Origin of the sequence: Pseudoxanthomonas sp. SGT-18, assembly GCF_003931645.1 — a bacterium.
Lineage (GTDB): Bacteria > Pseudomonadota > Gammaproteobacteria > Xanthomonadales > Xanthomonadaceae > Pseudoxanthomonas.
The window spans coordinates 317,163-335,826 of record NZ_RRYJ01000002.1; the positions used below are offsets into that span (position 1 = coordinate 317,163).

18 protein-coding genes are annotated in these 18,664 nt (G+C 71.7%); 13 read left to right on the forward strand and 5 right to left on the reverse strand.

The window, feature by feature from the left end:
- The first annotated feature begins 58 nt into the window (after nucleotides 1–58).
- From hisS to EIM47_RS04560, 12 genes are all read left to right on the forward strand, one after another.
- Nucleotides 59–1,471 (forward strand): histidine--tRNA ligase, encoded by a 1,413-nt coding sequence (gene hisS / locus EIM47_RS04505; protein WP_125076252.1) that lies wholly within the window; start codon nucleotides 59–61, stop codon nucleotides 1,469–1,471.
- A gap of 93 nt (nucleotides 1,472–1,564) precedes the next feature.
- Nucleotides 1,565–3,454, forward strand: coding sequence for an aromatic amino acid lyase (locus EIM47_RS04510; protein ID WP_125076253.1), 1,890 nt, complete (start codon nucleotides 1,565–1,567; stop codon nucleotides 3,452–3,454).
- Nucleotides 3,455–3,694: 240 nt separating this feature from the next.
- Nucleotides 3,695–4,021 carry a YerC/YecD family TrpR-related protein gene (locus EIM47_RS04515; protein WP_028914702.1) on the forward strand — a complete coding sequence of 109 codons (327 nt, stop codon included), beginning with the start codon at nucleotides 3,695–3,697 and terminating at the stop codon, nucleotides 4,019–4,021.
- Nucleotides 4,018–4,935 carry an ATP phosphoribosyltransferase gene (gene hisG / locus EIM47_RS04520; protein ID WP_019399709.1) on the forward strand — a complete coding sequence of 306 codons (918 nt, stop codon included), beginning with the start codon at nucleotides 4,018–4,020 and terminating at the stop codon, nucleotides 4,933–4,935. The genes EIM47_RS04515 and hisG overlap by 4 nt, the downstream gene beginning before the upstream one ends.
- Complete coding sequence (gene hisD / locus EIM47_RS04525; RefSeq protein ID WP_125076254.1) at nucleotides 4,932–6,266, forward strand: histidinol dehydrogenase; 1,335 nt, start codon at nucleotides 4,932–4,934, stop codon at nucleotides 6,264–6,266. Before hisG ends, hisD begins: the two co-directional genes overlap by 4 nt.
- Nucleotides 6,263–7,348: a histidinol-phosphate transaminase gene (gene hisC, locus EIM47_RS04530; RefSeq protein WP_125076255.1), complete on the forward strand. Its 1,086-nt coding sequence runs from the start codon at nucleotides 6,263–6,265 to the stop codon at nucleotides 7,346–7,348. The genes hisD and hisC overlap by 4 nt, the downstream gene beginning before the upstream one ends.
- Complete coding sequence (hisB, locus tag EIM47_RS04535; RefSeq protein ID WP_019399712.1) at nucleotides 7,345–8,418, forward strand: bifunctional histidinol-phosphatase/imidazoleglycerol-phosphate dehydratase HisB; 1,074 nt, start codon at nucleotides 7,345–7,347, stop codon at nucleotides 8,416–8,418. The genes hisC and hisB overlap by 4 nt, the downstream gene beginning before the upstream one ends.
- Complete coding sequence (gene hisH, locus EIM47_RS04540) at nucleotides 8,415–9,026, forward strand: imidazole glycerol phosphate synthase subunit HisH (RefSeq protein WP_028914699.1); 612 nt, start codon at nucleotides 8,415–8,417, stop codon at nucleotides 9,024–9,026. Before hisB ends, hisH begins: the two co-directional genes overlap by 4 nt.
- On the forward strand, nucleotides 9,026–9,778 hold the full coding sequence (hisA, locus tag EIM47_RS04545; RefSeq protein ID WP_028914698.1) for a 1-(5-phosphoribosyl)-5-[(5-phosphoribosylamino)methylideneamino]imidazole-4-carboxamide isomerase: 753 nt from the start codon (nucleotides 9,026–9,028) through the stop codon (nucleotides 9,776–9,778). Before hisH ends, hisA begins: the two co-directional genes overlap by 1 nt.
- Nucleotides 9,772–10,545 carry an imidazole glycerol phosphate synthase subunit HisF gene (gene hisF / locus EIM47_RS04550; RefSeq protein WP_125076256.1) on the forward strand — a complete coding sequence of 258 codons (774 nt, stop codon included), beginning with the start codon at nucleotides 9,772–9,774 and terminating at the stop codon, nucleotides 10,543–10,545. Before hisA ends, hisF begins: the two co-directional genes overlap by 7 nt.
- Nucleotides 10,538–11,230, forward strand: coding sequence for a bifunctional phosphoribosyl-AMP cyclohydrolase/phosphoribosyl-ATP diphosphatase HisIE (gene hisIE / locus EIM47_RS04555; RefSeq protein WP_051403638.1), 693 nt, complete (start codon nucleotides 10,538–10,540; stop codon nucleotides 11,228–11,230). The genes hisF and hisIE overlap by 8 nt, the downstream gene beginning before the upstream one ends.
- Before the next feature lie 49 nt (nucleotides 11,231–11,279).
- Nucleotides 11,280–12,845: a calcineurin-like phosphoesterase family protein gene (locus EIM47_RS04560; RefSeq protein WP_019399717.1), complete on the forward strand. Its 1,566-nt coding sequence runs from the start codon at nucleotides 11,280–11,282 to the stop codon at nucleotides 12,843–12,845.
- A 134-nt stretch (nucleotides 12,846–12,979) separates the two neighbouring features.
- Here the strand turns inward: EIM47_RS04560 and mtnC are convergent, their stop codons facing one another.
- The 5 genes from mtnC to EIM47_RS04585 all read right to left on the reverse strand — a co-directional run bounded on the left by mtnC (nucleotide 12,980) and on the right by EIM47_RS04585 (nucleotide 17,921).
- Nucleotides 12,980–13,678: an acireductone synthase gene (gene mtnC / locus EIM47_RS04565; protein ID WP_019399718.1), complete on the reverse strand. Its 699-nt coding sequence runs from the start codon at nucleotides 13,676–13,678 to the stop codon at nucleotides 12,980–12,982.
- Nucleotides 13,679–13,743: 65 nt separating this feature from the next.
- Nucleotides 13,744–14,298 (reverse strand): acireductone dioxygenase, encoded by a 555-nt coding sequence (locus tag EIM47_RS04570; RefSeq protein ID WP_019399719.1) that lies wholly within the window; start codon nucleotides 14,296–14,298, stop codon nucleotides 13,744–13,746.
- A gap of 115 nt (nucleotides 14,299–14,413) precedes the next feature.
- Entirely contained in the window at nucleotides 14,414–15,055 is a 642-nt protein-coding gene (locus tag EIM47_RS04575) for a methylthioribulose 1-phosphate dehydratase (protein WP_125076257.1), read from the reverse strand.
- A gap of 9 nt (nucleotides 15,056–15,064) precedes the next feature.
- Nucleotides 15,065–16,366, reverse strand: a complete 1,302-nt coding sequence (locus EIM47_RS04580) for an amino acid permease (protein ID WP_125076258.1) — start codon at nucleotides 16,364–16,366, stop codon at nucleotides 15,065–15,067.
- A 64-nt stretch (nucleotides 16,367–16,430) separates the two neighbouring features.
- Nucleotides 16,431–17,921 (reverse strand): amino acid permease, encoded by a 1,491-nt coding sequence (locus EIM47_RS04585; RefSeq protein WP_026010748.1) that lies wholly within the window; start codon nucleotides 17,919–17,921, stop codon nucleotides 16,431–16,433.
- Nucleotides 17,922–18,088: 167 nt separating this feature from the next.
- Between EIM47_RS04585 and EIM47_RS04590 the strand changes: the two genes are divergently transcribed.
- Nucleotides 18,089–18,640 (forward strand): NUDIX hydrolase, encoded by a 552-nt coding sequence (locus tag EIM47_RS04590; RefSeq protein ID WP_019399723.1) that lies wholly within the window; start codon nucleotides 18,089–18,091, stop codon nucleotides 18,638–18,640.
- The last annotated feature ends 24 nt before the right edge of the window (nucleotides 18,641–18,664 follow it).

Sequence of the window (18,664 nt, forward strand, 5' to 3'; positions counted from 1 at the left end):
CCGCCGACACGGTAGAATCGCAAATCCCGTCCGTGCCCTGGCACAGGAGTTTTTCCGCTTGATCAGGCCCCGTACCCCGGCCGGCGTCATGGAGCTGCTGCCGCGCGAGCAGATCGCCTTCCAGCGCATGCTCGACGTCATCCGCCGCAACTATGAACGCTTCGGCTTCCTGCCGGTGGAGACGCCGGTGTTCGAACTGTCCGACGTGCTGCTCACCAAGTCCGGTGGCGAGACCGAGCGGCAGGTGTATTTCGTCCAGTCCACCGGCGCGCTGGCCAACGCCGCGGCCGAGGGCGCGGCGGCCGGGCTGCCGGAGATGGCGCTGCGCTTCGACCTGACCGTGCCGCTGGCGCGCTACGTGGCCGAGCACGAGCACGAGCTGAGCTTCCCGTTCCGCCGCTACCAGATGCAGCGCGTGTACCGCGGCGAACGCGCCCAGCGCGGGCGCTTCCGCGAGTTCTACCAGTGCGACATCGACGTCATCGGCAAGGACACGCTGAGCATCCGCTACGACGCCGAGGTGCTGGCGGTGATCCACGCCGTGTTTTCCGAGCTGGGGATCGGCGCGTTCCGCGTGCAGCTCAACAACCGCAAGCTGATGCGCGGCTTCTTCGAGGCCCAGGGCGTGGCCGACCCGCAGCAGCAGGCGCTGGTCCTGCGCGAGGTCGACAAGCTGGACAAGCGCGGCCCCGAGTACGTGCGCCAGACCCTGACCGGCCCGGACTTCGGCCTGCCGGCCGCGGCCGTGGACCGGATCCTGGCGTTCGTCGAGGTGCGTTCGGACTCGCACGCCGACGCACTGGCGAAGATCGAAGCGGTGCTGGCCGAGGCCGGCGAGGGCGCCAGCGAGGTGCTGCGCGCCGGCGCCGCCGAACTGCGCGAGGTGCTGGAGCTGGTGCGCGCGATGGGCGTGCCGGAGTCGGCGTACTGCCTGAATTTCTCCATCGCCCGGGGCCTGGACTACTACACCGGTACCGTCTACGAGACCCAGCTGGTCGAGCACCCGGGCATCGGCTCGATCTGCTCCGGCGGCCGCTACGAGGACCTGGCCAGCCACTACACCAAGTCGAAGCTGCCGGGCGTGGGCATCTCCATCGGCCTGACCCGCCTGTTCTGGCAGCTGCGCGAGGCCGGGCTGATCGAGGGCATCGCCGAGAGCAGCGTGCAGGCCATGGTCGCGCTGATGGACGAGAACCAGCTGGCCGACGCCCTGGACATCGCCCGCCACCTGCGCCTGGGCGGCATCAACACCGAGGTGCAGATGGAGCCGCGCAAGATCGGCAAGCAGTTCCAGTACGCCTCGCGCGCCGGCATCCGCTTCGTGGTGCTGGCCGGCCCGGACGAACTGGCGCGCGGCGTGGTCGCGGTCAAGGACCTGGTGCGCGAGCAGCAGTTCGACGTGCCGCGCGCCGAGCTGGCCGAGACCCTCAAGGTCGAACTGGAGCAGGCCCGCGCCCTGGCCGGGCGCTGAGCCATCCGCCCGGCCCGCCATGCCGCGGGCCGGTGCCTCCCGGCGCCGGGCACGCCGGCGCCTTCCTCATCGCACAGCGCAACAGGCAGGCGCATGACGACGATCCGTCTCGACGGGCAATCCCTGACCCGCGGCCAGCTGGTGGCCGTGGCCCAAGGCGCGAAGGTCGCGCTGGATCCGGAGGCCTTGCAGGCGGTGGCGCGCGCGGCGGACTTCCTCGCCGAGCAGGTGCGCCGCGAGGAACCGATCTACGGCGTGTCCACCGGCTTCGGCAGCAACGCCGACAAGCTGCTGGGCGCGCATCCGCTGCGCGACGAACTGCCCGGCGCGGCGCCTTCGGGGCGCTCCCTGCACGAGGAGCTGCAGCGCAACCTGATCGTCACCCACGCCGTGTGCGTCGGCGAGCCGATGGCCGCGGACGTGGTGCGGGCGATGCTGTGCATCCGCCTCAACACCCTGCTCAAGGGCCATTCCGGCATCCGGGTGCAGACCCTGGAGGCGATGGCGGCCATGCTCAACGCCGGCATCGTGCCGGTGGTGCCGCAGCTGGGATCGGTCGGCGCCTCCGGCGACCTGGCGCCGCTGTCGCACCTGGCCATCGTCCTGCTGGGCGGCGGCGAGGCGTTCTTCGAGGGGCGGCGCATGCCGGGCGCCGAGGCGCTGCGCCGCGCCGGGCTGGAGCCGGTGTCGCTGTCGTACAAGGAAGGCCTGGCGCTGAACAACGGCACCGCGCAGATGCTGGCCATGGGCGTGCTGGCGCTGCACCGGCTGGAGCTGATGCTGGACACGGCCGACCTGGCCGCGGCCATGACCATCGACGCCTTCGCCGGGCGCCTGGGCGCGTTCGCCGAGGAGGTGCACGCGCTGCGCCCGCACCCGGGCCAGGTGCAGGTGGCGGCCAACCTGCGGCGCCTGCTTTCCGGCTCGACCCTGGCCGACATCCCGTACCACCTGGTGCCGAAGTTCCGGCCGTGGCTGCCATCGAGCTGGGACACGGAGGAGTCGCGCGGGCTGCGTTTCGATATCGGCTGGGACTGGGTGCCGGCCGACCAGCGCCACGGGCGCGAGAAGTTCTACCAGCGCTTCCTGCCGTTCCGCGGCGGCAAGAAGCACCAGCCGCAGGACAGCTATTCGCTGCGCTGCATCCCCCAGGTGCACGGCGCGGTGCGCGATGCCGCCGCGCAGGCGGCGCGGGTGCTCGACATCGAGCTCAACGCGGTCACCGACAACCCGCTGGTGTTCCCGGACAAGGCCGACGCGGCGCACGTGGAGGAGCAGGTGATCTCCGCCGGCCACTTCCACGGCATGCCGCTGGCGCTGGCGCTCAGCTACCTCAAGGCGGCGATCCCGACCCTGGCTTCGATCTCCGAGCGCCGGCTGAACAAGCTGGTCGATCCGGCCACCAACGACGGCCTGCCGGCGTTCCTGATCGGCAACGAGGACGGCACCGAATCCGGCCACATGATCGTGCAGTACACCGCCGCGGCGATCGTCAACGACCTGGCCAGCCGCGCCCACCCGGCCTCGGTGTACTCGGTGCCGACCAGCGCCAATGCCGAGGACCATGTGTCGATGGGTGCCAACGAGGCGCGCCACGTGCTGGCCATGGTCGAGGGCCTGGGCAAGGTGCTGGCGCTGGAGCTGTACACCGCGGCCCAGGCGCTGGACCTGCGCCGGGACATGATCAACGCCGCCCGCGCGCTGGCCCGGCGCGCCGATGCCCAGGCACTGGCGGCCAAGGTGCAGGGTGGCCCGGAGCCGGATGCGCCGCTGCGCGCGCGCTTCCTGGCCGAGGTCGAGGAACTGCGCGCGCAGCTGGCCGCGGCCGACGCCTTCCACCCCGGCACGGCGGTGGCCCGGGCCCATGCCCGCATCCGCGAGGCGGTGCCGTTCCTGGACCGCGATCGCGCGCTGGACGGCGAGGTCGCCACCATGGTCCAGCTGGTGGCTTCCGGCGCGCTGCTGGAGGCGCTGGCCGGCTGAGCCGCACCGGCGGCGACCCTTGCACGCCCCGCCGCCCGGGTCTTCCTGCTCTTCCGGGAGCGGGCAGGGGCGACTTGCCGGAATCCTTGCATTCCGGGCCTTCCCGGCGGGGCGAGGCCTGCCCCGGATCGCGCGCGGCGCCTCCCCGCATCCCCGGTCGACTTGCAGCCAGCCAGGCGGTTTGACCTGGGTCCGGCCTGCGTGTTCTAATGTGCTAACGCGTTAATACATTGGTTCGGAATGAAACGGCGGGTCAAGGGCGGGGAAGAAGGGTTCGAGGAGCGTCTGGCGCAGTTGTCGGCGATCCTTGCCCGGCTGGACGAGCCGGAGGCCGTCCGTGCCTTCCTGCTGGACCTGTGCACTCCGGCGGAGCTGGAGGCCATGACCGACCGCTGGCACGTGGTGCCGCTGCTGCAGCAAGGCGTGCCTTATCGCGAGATCTACGAGCTGACCGGGGTCAGCGTCACCACCATCGGCCGGGTCGCACGCACGCTGGAGCGCGGTGCCGGCGGTTATGCGCGGGCCGTCGCCCTGCGCGCTTCCACCAGCGAGAGAGCATCCCCATGAGTCCCCCCCTGGGTGCGGCCACCCGCGACCGCCTCCGCATCGCCATCCAGAAGAGCGGCCGCCTGGCCGAGCCGGCCCGCAAGCTGCTGGCTGCCTGCGGCCTGAGCTGGCGCGAGAGCCGCGACAAGCTGTTCTGCTACGGCGAATCCCTCCCGGTCGACCTGCTGCTGGTCCGCGACGACGACATCCCCGGCCTGATCGCCGACGGCGTCTGCGATCTGGGCGTGGTCGGCCGCAACGAGCTGGACGAGCAGGCCGGCGCGCGCGCGCAGGTTGGCCTGCCGCAGGCCTACCGCGAACTGCGCGGCCTGGGCTTTGGCCAGTGCCGGCTGATGCTGGCGGTGCCGGAGGACTGGGACTGGACCGGCCCCGCGCAGCTGCGCGGCCGCGGCCTGCGCATCGCCACCAGCTATCCGTCCATCCTCTCGCGCTGGCTGCAGGAACAGCAGATCGACGCCCAGGTGGTGGAGCTGTCCGGCTCGGTCGAGATCGCCCCGCGCCTGGGCACGGCCGAGCTGATCTGCGACCTGGTCTCCAGCGGCGCCACCCTCAAGGCCAACCAGCTCAAGCCGGTGGAAACCCTGCTGGAAAGCGAGGCGGTGCTGGCCGGCCCGGTCGGTGGCTTCGACGACGCCCGCGCCGCGCTGGCGCAGATGTTGCTGCGGCGCATGGACGGCGTGCTCCAGGTGCGCGAGCGCAAGCTGCTGATGTTCAACGCCGACCGCGAGGCGCTGCCGGCGCTGGAACGGCTGCTGGCCGACGCCGGCCCGCTGGTGCAGCTGCCCTCGGCCAATGGCGCCCTGACCCTGCAGGCCATGTGCGAAGGTACGATCAGCTGGCAGCAGCTGGAGGAGCTCGAGCGCGCCGGTGCGCGCCAGCTGATGGTCCTGGGCGTGGAGAGGTCGCTGGCATGAGCGCCGTGCAGAACACCCCCGCGCAGCCGGCCTGGAACCGGCTGCAGTGGTCCGCGCTGGACGAGGCCGGGCGCGCCCGCGCGCTGACGCGTCCGGTGCAGGTCGTGGCCGACGCCACCCGCCAGGCCGTGGCCGCCGTGCTCGAGTCAGTGCGCAGCCGCGGCGACGAGGCACTGCGCGAACTGACCGCGCGCTTCGACAAGGTCGAACTGGAGCGTTTCGAGGTCAGCGCCGAGGAATTCGCCGCGGCCGAAGCCGCCGTGTCGCCGGAACTGCGCCGGGCCATGGCCGGTGCCGCCTCGCGCATCGAGGCCTTCCACCGTGCCGGCATGGGCAAGGGCTACAGCGTCGAGACCGCGCCGGGCGTGGTCTGCGAACGCATCATCCGCCCGGTGCCGCGCGTCGGCCTGTACGTTCCCGCCGGCAGCGCGCCGCTGCCTTCGACCGCGCTGATGCTTTGCGTGCCGGCCGCGCTGGCGCGTTGCCGCCAGGTGGTGCTGTGCACGCCGCCGCGCGCCGATGGCACGGCCGACCCGGCGGTGCTGGTGGCCGCGCGGCTGGCCGGCGTGGACCGCGTGTTCAAGCTCGGCGGCGCCCAGGCGATTGCCGCGCTGGCCTTCGGCACCGCCAGCGTGCCCAAGGTCGACAAGATCTTCGGCCCGGGCAACAGCTACGTGGACGAGGCCAAGCGCCAGGTCGCCCAGTGCGGCGCGGCGGCGATCGACATGCCGGCCGGTCCCTCCGAGGTGCTGGTGATCGCCGACGACGGCGCCAACCCGGCCTACGTGGCCTCGGACCTGCTGTCGCAGGCCGAGCACGGGCCGGACTCGCAGGTGCTGCTGCTGTCCGACAGCGCCGGCCTGATCGACCGCGTCGAGGCCGAGCTTGCGAGCCAGCTGGAGGCGCTGCCGCGGGCGGAGATCGCGCGCAAGGCGCTGGCCTCCTCGCGCCTGGTCCTGGTCGATTCGCTTGACCAGGCCTTCGCCATCAGCAACACCTATGCGCCCGAGCACCTGATCCTTGCACTGCGCCAGCCCCGCGAGTGGCTGGACCGGGTCGAGGCCGCCGGTTCGGTGTTCCTCGGCGACTGGACGCCGGAGGCACTGGGCGACTACTGCAGCGGCACCAACCATGTCCTGCCGACCAATGGCGCCGCGCGTGCCTGGAGCGGGGTGAGCGTGGCCAGCTTCCAGAACTTCGTCAGCGTGCAGGCGGCCAGCCGCGAGGGCATCCTCGCCATCGGCGACTGCGCGGTGACCATGGCCCGCGCCGAGCGGCTCGATGCGCACGCCAATGCCGTGGCCCTGCGCCTGGAGGGGGCGGCGGCATGAGCGACGACCTGCTTTCCCTGGTCCGCGAAGACCTGCGCGGCTTCGGCGGCTACAGTTCCGCGCGCAGCCACGCGCTGGATGGCGAGATCTGGCTCAACGCCAACGAAAGCCCCTGGGCCAACCCGGCCGATCCGGGCAGCAGCTGCCGCCGCTATCCCGACCCGCAGCCGGCCGCGCTGGTGCAGGCGCTGGCGCGACTTTACGGCTGCGAGGCGTCGCAGGTTCTGGTGGGCCGCGGCAGCGACGAGGCCATCGACCTGCTGGTGCGCGCGCTGTGCGTGCCGCAGCGCGACGCGGTGGTGGCCACGCCGCCGGTGTTCGGCATGTACGCGGTCAGCGCCCGGCTTCAGAACGCACCTCTGCGCGAGGTGCCGCTGGTCGATGGCCCCGATGGCTTCATCGTCGACCTCGAGGCAGTGGCCGCGGCGGCGGAGCAGGGCAATGCCAAGCTGGTCTTCCTGTGCAGTCCGTCCAATCCCACCGGCGGCGACGTGCCGCTTGAAGGCATCGCCGCGCTGGCCGGGCGCCTGGCCGGGCGCGCACTGGTGGTGGTGGACGAGGCCTACGGCGAGTTCTCCGACCAGCCTTCGGCGACCACGCTGATGGGCGGCCACCGCAACATCGCCGTGCTGCGCACGCTGTCCAAGGCGCATGCGCTGGCGGCCGCGCGGATCGGCACGCTGATCGCCGATCCCTCGCTCATCCGCGTGCTGCGTGCCTGCCAGGCGCCATATCCGATCCCGACGCCGTGCGCCGAGCTGGCCGTCGCCGGCCTGTCGCCGGAGGCGCTGGCGCGTACCGCCGAGCGCGTGGCGGTGGTGCGCAGCGAGCGTACGCGGCTGGCCGCGGCGCTGGCCTCCGCGCCGGGCGTGCGCCGGGTCTATCCGTCCTCCGGCAACTACCTGCTGGTGCGCTTCGACGACGCCCAGGCCGCGTTCGACGGCCTGCTGGCCGCCGGCGTGGTGGTGCGCGACCAGCGTGCCGCGCCGCAGCTGGGCGACGCCCTGCGCATCACCGTCGGCACCCCCGAACAGAACCAACGCGTGCTGGCCATCCTGGCCGCACTGGAAGCCGCTGCATGACCCCGATCCTCTTCATCGACCGCGACGGCACCCTGATCGAGGAGCCGGAAGATTTCCAGATCGACGCCTACGAGAAGCTGCGCTTCGTCGAAGGCGTGATCCCGGCCCTGCTGAAGCTGCGCGACGCCGGCTACCAGTTCGTGATGGTCTCCAACCAGGATGGCCTGGGCACGGACAAGTATCCGCGGGAGAGCTTCGAAGGCCCGCACAACCTGATGATGCAGGTGTTCGAGAGCCAGGGCATCCGCTTCCGCGACGTGCTTATCGACACCAGCTGGCCGCACGAGAACAAGCCCACGCGCAAGCCGGGCATCGGCCTGGTGCTGCCCTACATCCAGGACCGCTCGATCGACTGGAAGCGCTCGGCGATGGTCGGCGACCGCCCGACCGACAACGAGTTCGCCGCCAACCTCGGCATCCGTGCGTTCCAGTTGAAGACCCCGCAGTTCGGCGGCGAGTGGGACTGGGCCGGCATCGCCCACGAGCTGGCCGACGCGCCGCGGCGCGCCGTGGTCCAGCGCGACACCAGGGAAACGAAGATCCGCGTCGCGGTCGACCTGGACCGCGCGGCCGATCCGAAGATCCACACCGGCCTGCCGTTCTACGACCACATGCTGGAGCAGATCGGCAAGCACGGCGGCTTCGCCCTGGAGATCGAGGCCGAGGGCGACCTGCACATCGACGAGCACCACACCATCGAGGACACCGCGCTGGCCCTGGGCCAGGCGCTGCGCGAGGCGCTGGGCGACAAGCGCGGCATCGGCCGCTATGGCTTCACCCTGCCGATGGACGAAACCCACGCCAGCGCGGCGCTGGACTTCAGCGGGCGCCCGTACCTGGTCTACCAGGGCAGCTTCGCCCGCGAGCGGGTGGGCGACATGCCGACCGAGCTGGTGCCGCACTTCTTCCGCTCGCTGTGCGACGCGGCGGGCCTGAACCTGCACATCAGCGTGAGCGGCGACAACGACCACCACAAGATCGAGGCGAGCTTCAAGGCGCTGGCGCGCGCGCTGCGCCAGGCCATCCGCCGCGAGGGCGACGCCCTGCCGTCGACCAAGGGGGTGCTGTGAGCGCGGCCGGCAAACGCGTCGTCGTCATCGATGCCGGCGGCGCCAACCTCGGCTCGGTCTGCTACGCGCTGGAACGCCTGGGCATGCAACCGCAGGTGGTCGACGGCGCCGCCGGCCTGGAACGCGCCGACCGGGTGATCCTGCCGGGCGTCGGCGCCGCCCCTGAAGGCATGCGCCGCCTGCATGCGCAGGGCCTGGTCGAGCCGCTGCGGCGGCTGCAGGTACCGCTGATGGGCATCTGCCTGGGCATGCAGCTGCTGTACGAACGCTCGGACGAGGGCGACGTGGAATGCCTGGGCCTGCTGCCTGGCGTGGTCCACCACCTGCCGCAGGTCTCCTGCATCCGGGTGCCGCACATGGGCTGGAACGGGCTGCGCAAGCTGCGCGAATCGCCGCTGCTGGACGGGGTGGCGGAGGGGGCGAAGGCCTACTTCGTGCACAGCTACGCCGCGCCGATCACCGCCGCCACGGTGGCCGCCACCGACCACGGCAGCCTGTTCACCGCGGTCGTGCACGACGGCCTGCGCTGCGGCGCCCAGTTCCACCCTGAGCGCTCGGCCGGCACCGGCGCGCGCATCCTCCGCAATTTCCTGGAGATGGACTTCTGATGGGCTTCACCGTCTATCCGGCGCTGGACATCCGCGGCGGGCGCGTCGTGCGCCTGGCCCAGGGCGACTACGCGCGCGAGACCCGGTACGGCGACGATCCGCTGCCGCGCGCGGCGGCCTTCGCCCAGGCCGGTGCGCGCTGGATGCACCTGGTCGACCTGGACGCGGCCAAGGCCGGCGGTTACACCCTGGCGCCGCTGCTGGGGCGGATCGCGCGCGAGACCGGCCTGCAGGTGCAGACCGGCGGCGGCGTGCGCGGCCGCGACGACGTGGCCCGGATCCTCGATGCCGGCGCCGCGCGGGTAGTGGTCGGCTCGCTTTCGGTGCGCCAGCCGGAGACGGTGATCGGCTGGCTTGCCGAGTTTGGCGGCGAGCGCATCACCGTGGCCCTGGACACCCGCCAGGACGAAGCCGGCACCTGGCAGCTGCCGGTGCACGGCTGGACCGAGGACGCCGGCGTCACCCTGGACCAGCTGCTGCCGCGCTTCGTCGAGGCCGGGCTGCGCCACCTGCTGTGCACCGACATCGCCCGCGACGGCATGCTGTCCGGCCCGAACCTGGAGCTGTACGCGCACCTGGCACGGCTGGCCCCGGGCGTGGCGGTGCAGGCTTCCGGCGGCGTGCGCGACGCGGCCGACGTGGCCGGCGCGCGCCAGGCAGGTTGCGCCGGCGCGGTGCTGGGCCGGGCGCTGCTGGAAGGCCGCCTGCAGCTGGCCGATGCGCTGGCGGTGGAGGAGGCCGTGCCATGCTGAGCCGCCGCATCATTCCCTGCCTGGACGTGCGCGAGGGCCGCGTGGTCAAGGGCGTGCGCTTCCGCGACCACGTCGACATGGGCGACATCGTCGAGCTGGCCCTGCGCTACCGCGACCAGGGCGCCGACGAACTGGTGTTCTACGACATCAGCGCCAGCCCCGAAGGGCGTTCGGTCGACTACGCCTGGGTCGAGCGGGTGGCGCGGCTGATCGACATCCCGTTCTGCGTGGCCGGCGGCATCCGCGACGTGGAGACCGCGCGCCGGGTGCTGCATGCCGGCGCCGACAAGATCTCGGTCAATTCGCCGGCGCTGGAGCGCCCGCAGCTGGTCTCCGAGCTGGCCGGCGCCTTCGGCGTGCAGTGCGTGGTGGTCGGCATCGACTCCATCCGCGAGGCCGACGGCCAGTGGCGGGTGCGCACCAACACCGGCGACCCCGGCAAGACCCGGGCGCTGGGCGTGCGCACGCTGGACTGGATCGTCGAGGCCCAGCGCCTGGGTGCCGGCGAGATCGTGCTCAACTGCATGGACAGCGACGGCGTGCGCCGCGGCTACGACATCGTCCAGCTGCGCCAGGCGCGCGCGCTGTGCCGGGTGCCGCTGGTGGCCTCCGGCGGCGCCGGTGCGCCGGAGCACTTCGCCGAGGCCTTCGAGCGTGCCGACGTGGACGGCGCGCTGGCGGCCAGCGTGTTCCACAGCGGCGCGATCGCCATTCCCGAACTGAAGAAATACCTGCGGCAAAGGCAGGTCGAGGTGCGTGATGTCTGAAGATCCCGGCGCCGCGGCGGTAGGCCGCATCGGCGTGTTCCCCGAGGCCCTGGACTGGGACAAGTCCGGCGGCCTGCTGCCGGTCGTCGTCCAGGACGCCGACAACCTGCGTGTGCTGATGCTCGGCTACATGGACCGCGACGCGCTGCAGGCCACCCTGTCGCGCCGCCTGGTCACGTTCTACAGCCGCAGCAAGCAGCGCCTGTGGACCAAGGGCGAGACCTCCGGCCACGTGCTGGAGCTGGTCGACATCCAGGCCGATTGCGACGCCGACGCGCTGCTGGTGCTGGCGCGGCCGCACGGGCCGACCTGCCACCTGCAGCGTCCCAGCTGCTTCGAGGCGGCCCCGCATGCCGCCGCGGTGCCGCCGCCGCGCACGCTGGAACCGGACATCGGCTTCCTGGCCCAGCTCGACGAGCTGGTGGCCCGGCGCGAACGCGAGCGGCCGCAAGGCAGCTACACCACGAAGCTGTTCGAGGCCGGCGTGCGCCGGATCGCGCAGAAGGTGGGCGAGGAAGGCGTGGAGACGGCACTGGCGGGTGTCGCCCAGAACGACGAGCAGCTGCTCGGCGAGGTGGCCGACCTGGTCTACCACACCACCGTGCTGCTGCATGCCCGGCGCCTCTCGCTGGCCGACGCGGTGGCGGTGCTGGAGGAGCGCCACGCCCAGCGCGCCGGCGGCTGAGCCGGGCCTTGCCCTAGAATCCCCGGTTTTCCCCGGAAGAGGCAGGGCGATGTCCAAGCATTGCGCCGCATGGCTGCTGGCCTGCGTATCCGCGCTGGGCTGCACGGCGGTCCAGGCGCGGGCCGCGGTCGAGGTAACCGGCGTGGTCTACCAGGAGCAGGACGGGCGTCCCGGCCGCGGCGGCGGCGAGCCCGGCCTGGCAGGCGTGCTGGTATCCGACGGCGAGCAGCTCGTGCGCACCGACGCGCAGGGCCGCTACCGCCTGCAGGCGCGGCCGGGCAGGGCGGTGTTCGTGGTCAAGCCTGCCGGGCACCGCTTCCTGGCCGGCGACGACGGCCTGCCGGCGTTCTGGGCGCGGGTGCCGGCCCGGGGCGCGCGCTTCCGCGCCGACTTCGCGCTGGCGCCGGCGGCACCGCGCGAGGGGGCGTTCCAGGCCCTGGTGTTCACCGACACCCAGGTCAAGAACGAGCGCGACATCGACTACTACCGGCGTGCCGTGGTCCAACCGCTGGGCCGGCCGGACGCGGCGCTGGGTGTGACCCTGGGTGACCTGGTCGACGACCGCACCGACCTCTACCCGGCGCTCAACGCGGTGACCACGCAGCTCGGCGTGCCGTGGTTCCATGTCCCCGGCAACCACGACCTCGACCACGCCCCGGCCTCGGACGAGGCCTCGCTCGGTGCCTGGGAACGCATCTACGGACCGGACACCTATGCGGTGGAGGAGGGCGCGGCCGCGTTCGTGCTGCTGGACGACGTGGTGGCCACGCCCGGCCAGGGCGCCGGCTACGCCGGCGGCCTGCGCGAGGACCAGTTCCGCTTCATCGAGGCCTACCTGGCGCAGCTGCCGCGCGAGCGCCTGCTGGTGCTGGGCATGCACATCCCGCTGTTCGACCGCGGCCGCGGCGCCTTCCGCGCCGCCGACCGCGAGCGCCTGTTCGCGCTGCTGCGCCGGCACCCGCGGGTGCTGGTGCTGAGCGGGCACAGCCATAACCAGCAGCACTACTGGCATGGCCCGGCCGATGGCTGGCATGGTCCGGCGCCGCTGCACGAGTACAACGTCGGCGCGGTCTGCGGCGCCTTCTGGTCAGGGGTGCCGGATGCGCGCGGCATCCCGGATGCGACCATGAGCGACGGCACCCCGATCGGCCACGCGCTGCTGACCGTGGAGCCCGATGGCAACTACGCGCTGGACTACCGCCCGGCGCGCGCCAATGGCGCCGATCCGGCATTCACGCGGGCCATGGCGCTGCACGCGCCGAAGGTGCTGCGCCGGGGCGCCTACCCGGCCTGGGGCGTGTTCGCCAACGTGTTCATGGGCGACGCGGAAACCCGGGTGGAATACCGCATCGACGGCGGTCCGTGGAAGCCGATGCGGCGCGTCGAGCGCGCCGATCCGCGGCTGCTGGTGGAGAACGCGGCCGACGACCTGGCCGGGTCGCTGCGCGGCTACGACCGCTCGCCCGAGGCGACCGCGTCCACCCACCTGTGGCGCGGCGCGCTGGACACGGGCCTGGCGCCGGGCGAGCACACCGTGGAGGTGCGGGCGTTCGACCGCTGGCAGGGCGAGGTGCTGGCTTCCACGCGCTACCGGCTGGAGGAAGCACGGCCCTGAGCCGGGACTACGGCGCTGCTGCCTTTGCCCCTTGCCTGCTTCGTGCAAGGGAAGACTGGCCCCGCGGTGCCCGATTCGCGCCAACGGCAGGGGAAAGCAACGGCAAAACCGCCTTGGCCCGGGCCTGCCCGGCTTCAGCGCGGTAGCGCGATTTCCTGGAAGCCGGTGACCCGGGTGTGCCCGTGCGCGGCATCCTCCAGCCGCGGCTCCGGGTAATCCTCCGGGCGATCCACCAGCACCGTGTGCAGGCCGGCGGCACGGGCCGCGTCCAGCTCCTCGACCACGTCGGACAGGAACAGGATCTCGCGCGGCGCCAGGCCGATCGCCTCGGCGATCCTGGCGTAGCTGGTGGCTTCGCGCTTGCCGCCGATCTCGGTGTCGAACCAGCCGGAGAACAGGCCGGTGAGGTCGCCGGCGTCGCTGTGGCCGAAGAACAGCTTCTGCGCCGGCACCGAGCCGGACGAGTACACGTACAGCGGCAGCTCCAGGTCGTGCCAGCGCTGCAGCGCCTGGGCCGCGTCGGGATAGATCGGCGCGGTGAAGTCGGCGTTGCGGTAGCCGGCCTCCCAGACCATGCCCTGCAGCGCCTTGAGCGCGGTGTGCTTGCGGTCCTGGTCGATCCAGCCCTGCAGCGTTTCCACGATCATCGCGTCCTGGCACAGGCCTCCGGCTTCAACCGCCACCGCGTCCAGCCAGCGCCGCACCTCCGGCTCGTGGCCATGCGTGGCGACGAAGCCGGGCAGGGCGCGGCGGGCGTACGGGAACAGCACGTCGCGCACGAACGAGATGCTGCTGGTGGTGCCTTCGATGTCGGTGACGATGGCGCGGGTCATTCGGGATCCTTGAAACGGAGCGCCCCTCGCGCGGGCGAGGGGCGGCGGGACGTGCCGGCGGGCTTTCAGTGCACCTGCGGTTCGTAGCGCGGGAACCGCTGGGCGATGTCGGTGCCGGTGAAGTGGCCGACCCAGCCGTCCGGCTCGGTGAAGAAGCGGATGGCGACGAAGTTCGGCTGCGGGCCCATGTCGAACCAGTGGCGGGTGCCGTCCGGCACGGCGATCAGGTCGTCCTTCACGCACTCCACCTCGTAGACCTTGTCGTCCACGTGCAGGGTGAACAGGCCCGAGCCGGCGACGAAGAAGCGCACCTCGTCCTCCTTGTGGAAGTGCTCGTCGAGGAACTTCCTGCGCATCTCCTCGCGGTTGGGGTTGTCCGGGGCGATGCTGACCACGTCCACGGTCCTGAAGCCGCGCTCGGCCACCAGGCGGTCGATGTCGGCGCGGTAGGCCTCCATCACCTCCTCGGGGCTGGCGCCGGGTTCGATCGGCTTGGTCGCGTGCCAGCGCTCGAAGGTCACGCCGATGCGCGCCAGCTCGGCGGCGATGGCATTGCCGTCGGTGCTCTCGAACAGCGGCTGTTCGGGGCGGTTCTCTTCGAAGATGCGCAGTCGGCTCATGGGGGTCACCTTTTGCTCAAGCCGCGGGAAACCGCGTGGACCGGAAAGATTACCAGCTGTGCGCCGCGGCGCTCATGACACCCGGTTTCCAGGCGCGACGGGGACGGAATGAGGCTCAGGCGCCGAGCCGGCGCAGCTCCAGTTCGCAGCCGAGCAGGAACTCGAACGCTTCCAGGTGGCGGCGGGCGTCGGCCATGGTCCGGCCCCAGGCGTACAGGCCATGGCCGTCGATCAGGTAGCCCCACAGCGGCTGCCGGTCCAGGACCTCGTCCACCTGCGCCGCCAGGACGGTCATGTCCTGGGTATTGGCGAACACCGGGACCTCGATCGCGGTCTCGTGGGTGCTGTTGCCCTCGAACGCCTTGAGCAGCTCGTAGCCCTCCAGGCGGATCCGCCCCTGGCGCGCGTAAAGGCGCGAGGCCACGGTCTGGGTCAGGGAGTGGGTGTGCAGCACGCAGCCGACTTTCGGGAAGCGCCGGTACAGCCGGGTGTGCAGCAGGGTCTCGGCCGAGGGCCGCAGCTGGCGGCCGACGGCGCGGCCTTCCAGGTCCACGACCATGATGTCGTCCTCGACCAGGCGGCCCTTGTCGCGCCCGGAGACGGTGATCGCGGCGTGCCCGGCGTCCAGGCGCTCGGAGAAGTTGCTGCTGGTGGCCGGGGTCCAGCCCAGCTGGGCCAGCTCGCGCACGTTGGAGATCAGGGACTGGGCCCGTTCGCGCAGCAGCGCCGGGTCGTAGGGGAGCTCGGTGTTATCCATGCGCGAAGTCTACCGTGCAGGCACCTGGCTCCGGTGCCCGAAGCCGCGGTAGGCGGCCCAGGCCAGGCCGGCGATCACCAGCCCGCCGACCAGGGTCCGGACCGGCGTGGAGTACACCAGCAGGCCGCAGGCGACCAGCGCACCCATGCCCAGCAGCCGCTCGCGCGGGGTCGGCGCGCGTTCCGGCGTGCCCAGCAGCAGGCTCAGGCCGGCGGCGGCGTAGGCCATCACCACCAGCACCACGACCATCTCGATCAGGACCTCGAACTGCCCGGACACGGTCGGCGACAGGGTCAGCACGGCCAGCAGGGTCATCGACAGGGCGATGATGAACAGGCCGGTGCGGGCCGAGCCATTGGGCTGCAGGCGACCGAACACGGCCGGCAGGAAGCCGCGCTGGGCCGCGCGCGCACCGGACTCGCCGCTCACCAGCATCCAGCCGCCGAGGGTGCCGGTGGCCTTCAGCGCGGCCGCCGCGGCGATCACCGGCACCGCCCACGGGCCGAACATCTCGCCGGCGACCATAGCGAACGGGGCGCTGGACTGGGCCAGCTGCGAGGCCGGCACGATGCCCATCATCAGCACCGAGGAGGTCAGGTACACCACGCCGGCGATGGCGATGCCGCCGAGCGTCGCGCGCGGCACGTTGCGGTCCGGGTCGTCGACCACGCCGGCGACCATCGCGCCGGTCTCCAGGCCGACGAAAGCCCAGAAGATCGGGGCCAGCGACTGCAGCACCACCGCGGTGTCCGAGGTGCCCGACACGTTCCAGGCGGTGCGGTACACCTCCGGGTCGAAGTACGCCCAGCCGGCGGTGAGGATCGCCGCCACCGGCAGCAGGCCCAGCACCACGCACATCGACTGGAAGCGCGCGATCGGCCGCGGGCCCATCAGGTTCAGGGCGAACATCAGCCAGATCAGCGCGACCTGCCCGGCCAGGCGCACCCCGGTGCTGTCCTCGATCGGCAACAGGATCACCAGGTAGCCGAACGCGGCCACGGCGATGGCGTTGTTGCCGATCCAGGAGGACACCCAGTACATGGTGGTCGCGAGGAACGAGGCGTCGCGGCCCAGCGAGGGGCGCACGTAGTCGTCCTGCGACTCCAGGTCCGGATGGTGGCGCGCCAGCCGGGCGAAGGCGCCGCCGAGCATCATCGCCAGCACCGTGCCCAGCAGCCAGCTCAACGCGGTCACGCCGCCGGACTTGGCCAGGGTGGCGGGCAACAGGAAGAAACCCGAGCCGATCATGTTGTTGGCAACCACGAAGGTCGCCAGCACCGGCCCGATCTTGCGGGGAACGCTTGCGCTCATGCGCCGATCCTGGAAAAGGAAACTGGAGCGGCCGGCACATGGCCGGCCGCGATCGGGAGGGGGATCAGCCGCGCTGGCGCAGCTTGCTGTGGCGGTAGCCGTAGCCGAAGTAGATCAGCTGCCCCAGCACCGTCCAGCCCACGAATACCTTCCAGTGCTCGGCGAACGACTGCCAGAACAGGCCCAGGCAGGCGATGAAGCCCAGCGGGCAGATCAGCCAGAAGAACGGCACCCGGAACGGGCGCGGCAGGTCCGGGCGCCTGAAGCGCAGCACGAACACGCCCAGGCACACGGTGGCGAAGGCCAGCAGGGTGCCCATCGAAACCAGCTCGCCGAGCACGCTCAGCGGCATGAAGCCGGCCAGCAGGCAGGCGATCACGCCGACGATGACCGTGCCCACGTGCGGGGTCTGGTAGCGCGGGTGGACCTTGCCGAACAGGCGCGGCATCAGCCCGTCGCGCGACATCGAATAGAAGATGCGCGGCTGCGCCATCAGCATCACCAGGATCACCGAGGACAGGCCGGCGATGGCGCCGATCTCCACCGCGGTCTTGAGCCAGGTTACGTTGGCGGTGGGGTCGGCCTTGAGCACTTCCTCCAGCGCGGTGGCCACCGGCTTGGCGGTGTTGAGCAGCGAGTAGTGGGTCATGCCGGTCAGCACCGCGCACACGGCGATGTAGACCAGGGTACAGATCGCCAGCGAGCCGAGGATGCCGATCGGCATGTCGCGCTGCGGGTTCTTCGCCTCGCCGGCGGCGGTGGAGACCGCGTCGAAGCCGATGTAGGCGAAGAACACGATGGTCGCGGCGCGAAACACGCCTTCCATGCCGAACTTGCCCGGCCCGGCGTTCTCGGGGACGAACGGGGTCCAGTTGCCCGGATCGATGTACTGGATGCCGAAGCCGAGGAAGGCCGCGATCACCGCGATCTTGATCGCCACCACGATCGCGTTGGCGAAGGCCGACTGGGTGATGCCGACGTAGCAAAGGGCGCTGACCGCGGCCACGATCAGGATCGCCGGCAGGTTGACGATGCCGGAGGTGGCCACGAACTCGGTGCCGTTCCAGGCCAGTGGCGCGGCGGCCAGCTCGGCGGGGAAGGGCAGGTGCAGGGTGGTGGTCAGGAAGCTGGTGAGGTAGCCGGACCAGCCCACGGCCACGGTGGCCGAGGCGAACAGGTACTCCAGCACCAGGCACCAGCCGATGAACCAGGCCACGCCCTCGCCGAGGGTGGCGTAGGCATAGGAATAGGCGCTGCCGGAGACCGGCATCATCGAGGCGAATTCGGCGTAGCACAGGCCGGCCATGGCGCAGGCGAAGCCGGCCAGGACGAAGCTGAGCATGATCGCCGGGCCGGCGTGGTTGGCCGCGGCCTGGCCGGTCAGCACGAAGATGCCGGCGCCGATCACCGCGCCCACGCCCAGCAGGATCAGCTGGCGGGCGGTGAGGGTGCGGCGCAGGGTTGCCTCGCCCTGGAGTGAGCCTTCCACCGGCTCGCCGGCATCCACGTGCGGTGCCGGTTCCATGGGCTTGGTGCTGAATAGACGGCTGGACATATGACGTTCCCCCTGGTGGCTTCGAGCGCCGGGTATGAAGAGCGGCCACCGGAGGCCACATGAGCGCCGTACCTTGCCAAATGCCCGGGTCGCTTGGCAATGCGGTGCCGCACTGCAGCAAGGCCCGTGCATAATCCGGGTGCCAATCCATGACGACGGGAACCACCATGGTGCAAGTGCAGGCATTGGCCGCCCAGCTGGCCGAATACCGCACGCGCGAGCCGATGCAGGCGGGACTGGCCGATGCCTTCCTGGCCCTGCTGGAGGATGCGGCTGACCCGTTCATCCGCCAGCGCCTGGAGGGGCATTTCACCGGCTCGGCCTGGGTGGTCAGCGCCGATGGCCAGCGCACCCTGCTGACCCACCACCGCAAGCTCGACCGCTGGCTGCAGCCGGGCGGCCATGCCGACGGCGAGCGCGACCTGGCGCAGGTGGCCTTGAAGGAAGCGGAGGAGGAAACCGGGGTGCCGGGCCTGCGCCTGGAGGACGGCCGCATCTTCGACCTGGACCGGCACTGGATCCCGGAGCGCGGCGAGGTCCCGGGACACTGGCATTACGACGTGCGTTACGTGGTGCGCGCCGGCGCGGACGAGCGTTTCGTGGTCAGCGCCGAATCCCACGCCCTGGCCTGGCGCCGGATCGACGAACTGGTGGACGACCCGCGCTGCGACCCCTCGATGCGGCGCATGGCCGCGCGCTGGCTGGCCGCGCGGGGTTGAGCGCCGGAAACGCGACGGGCCGGC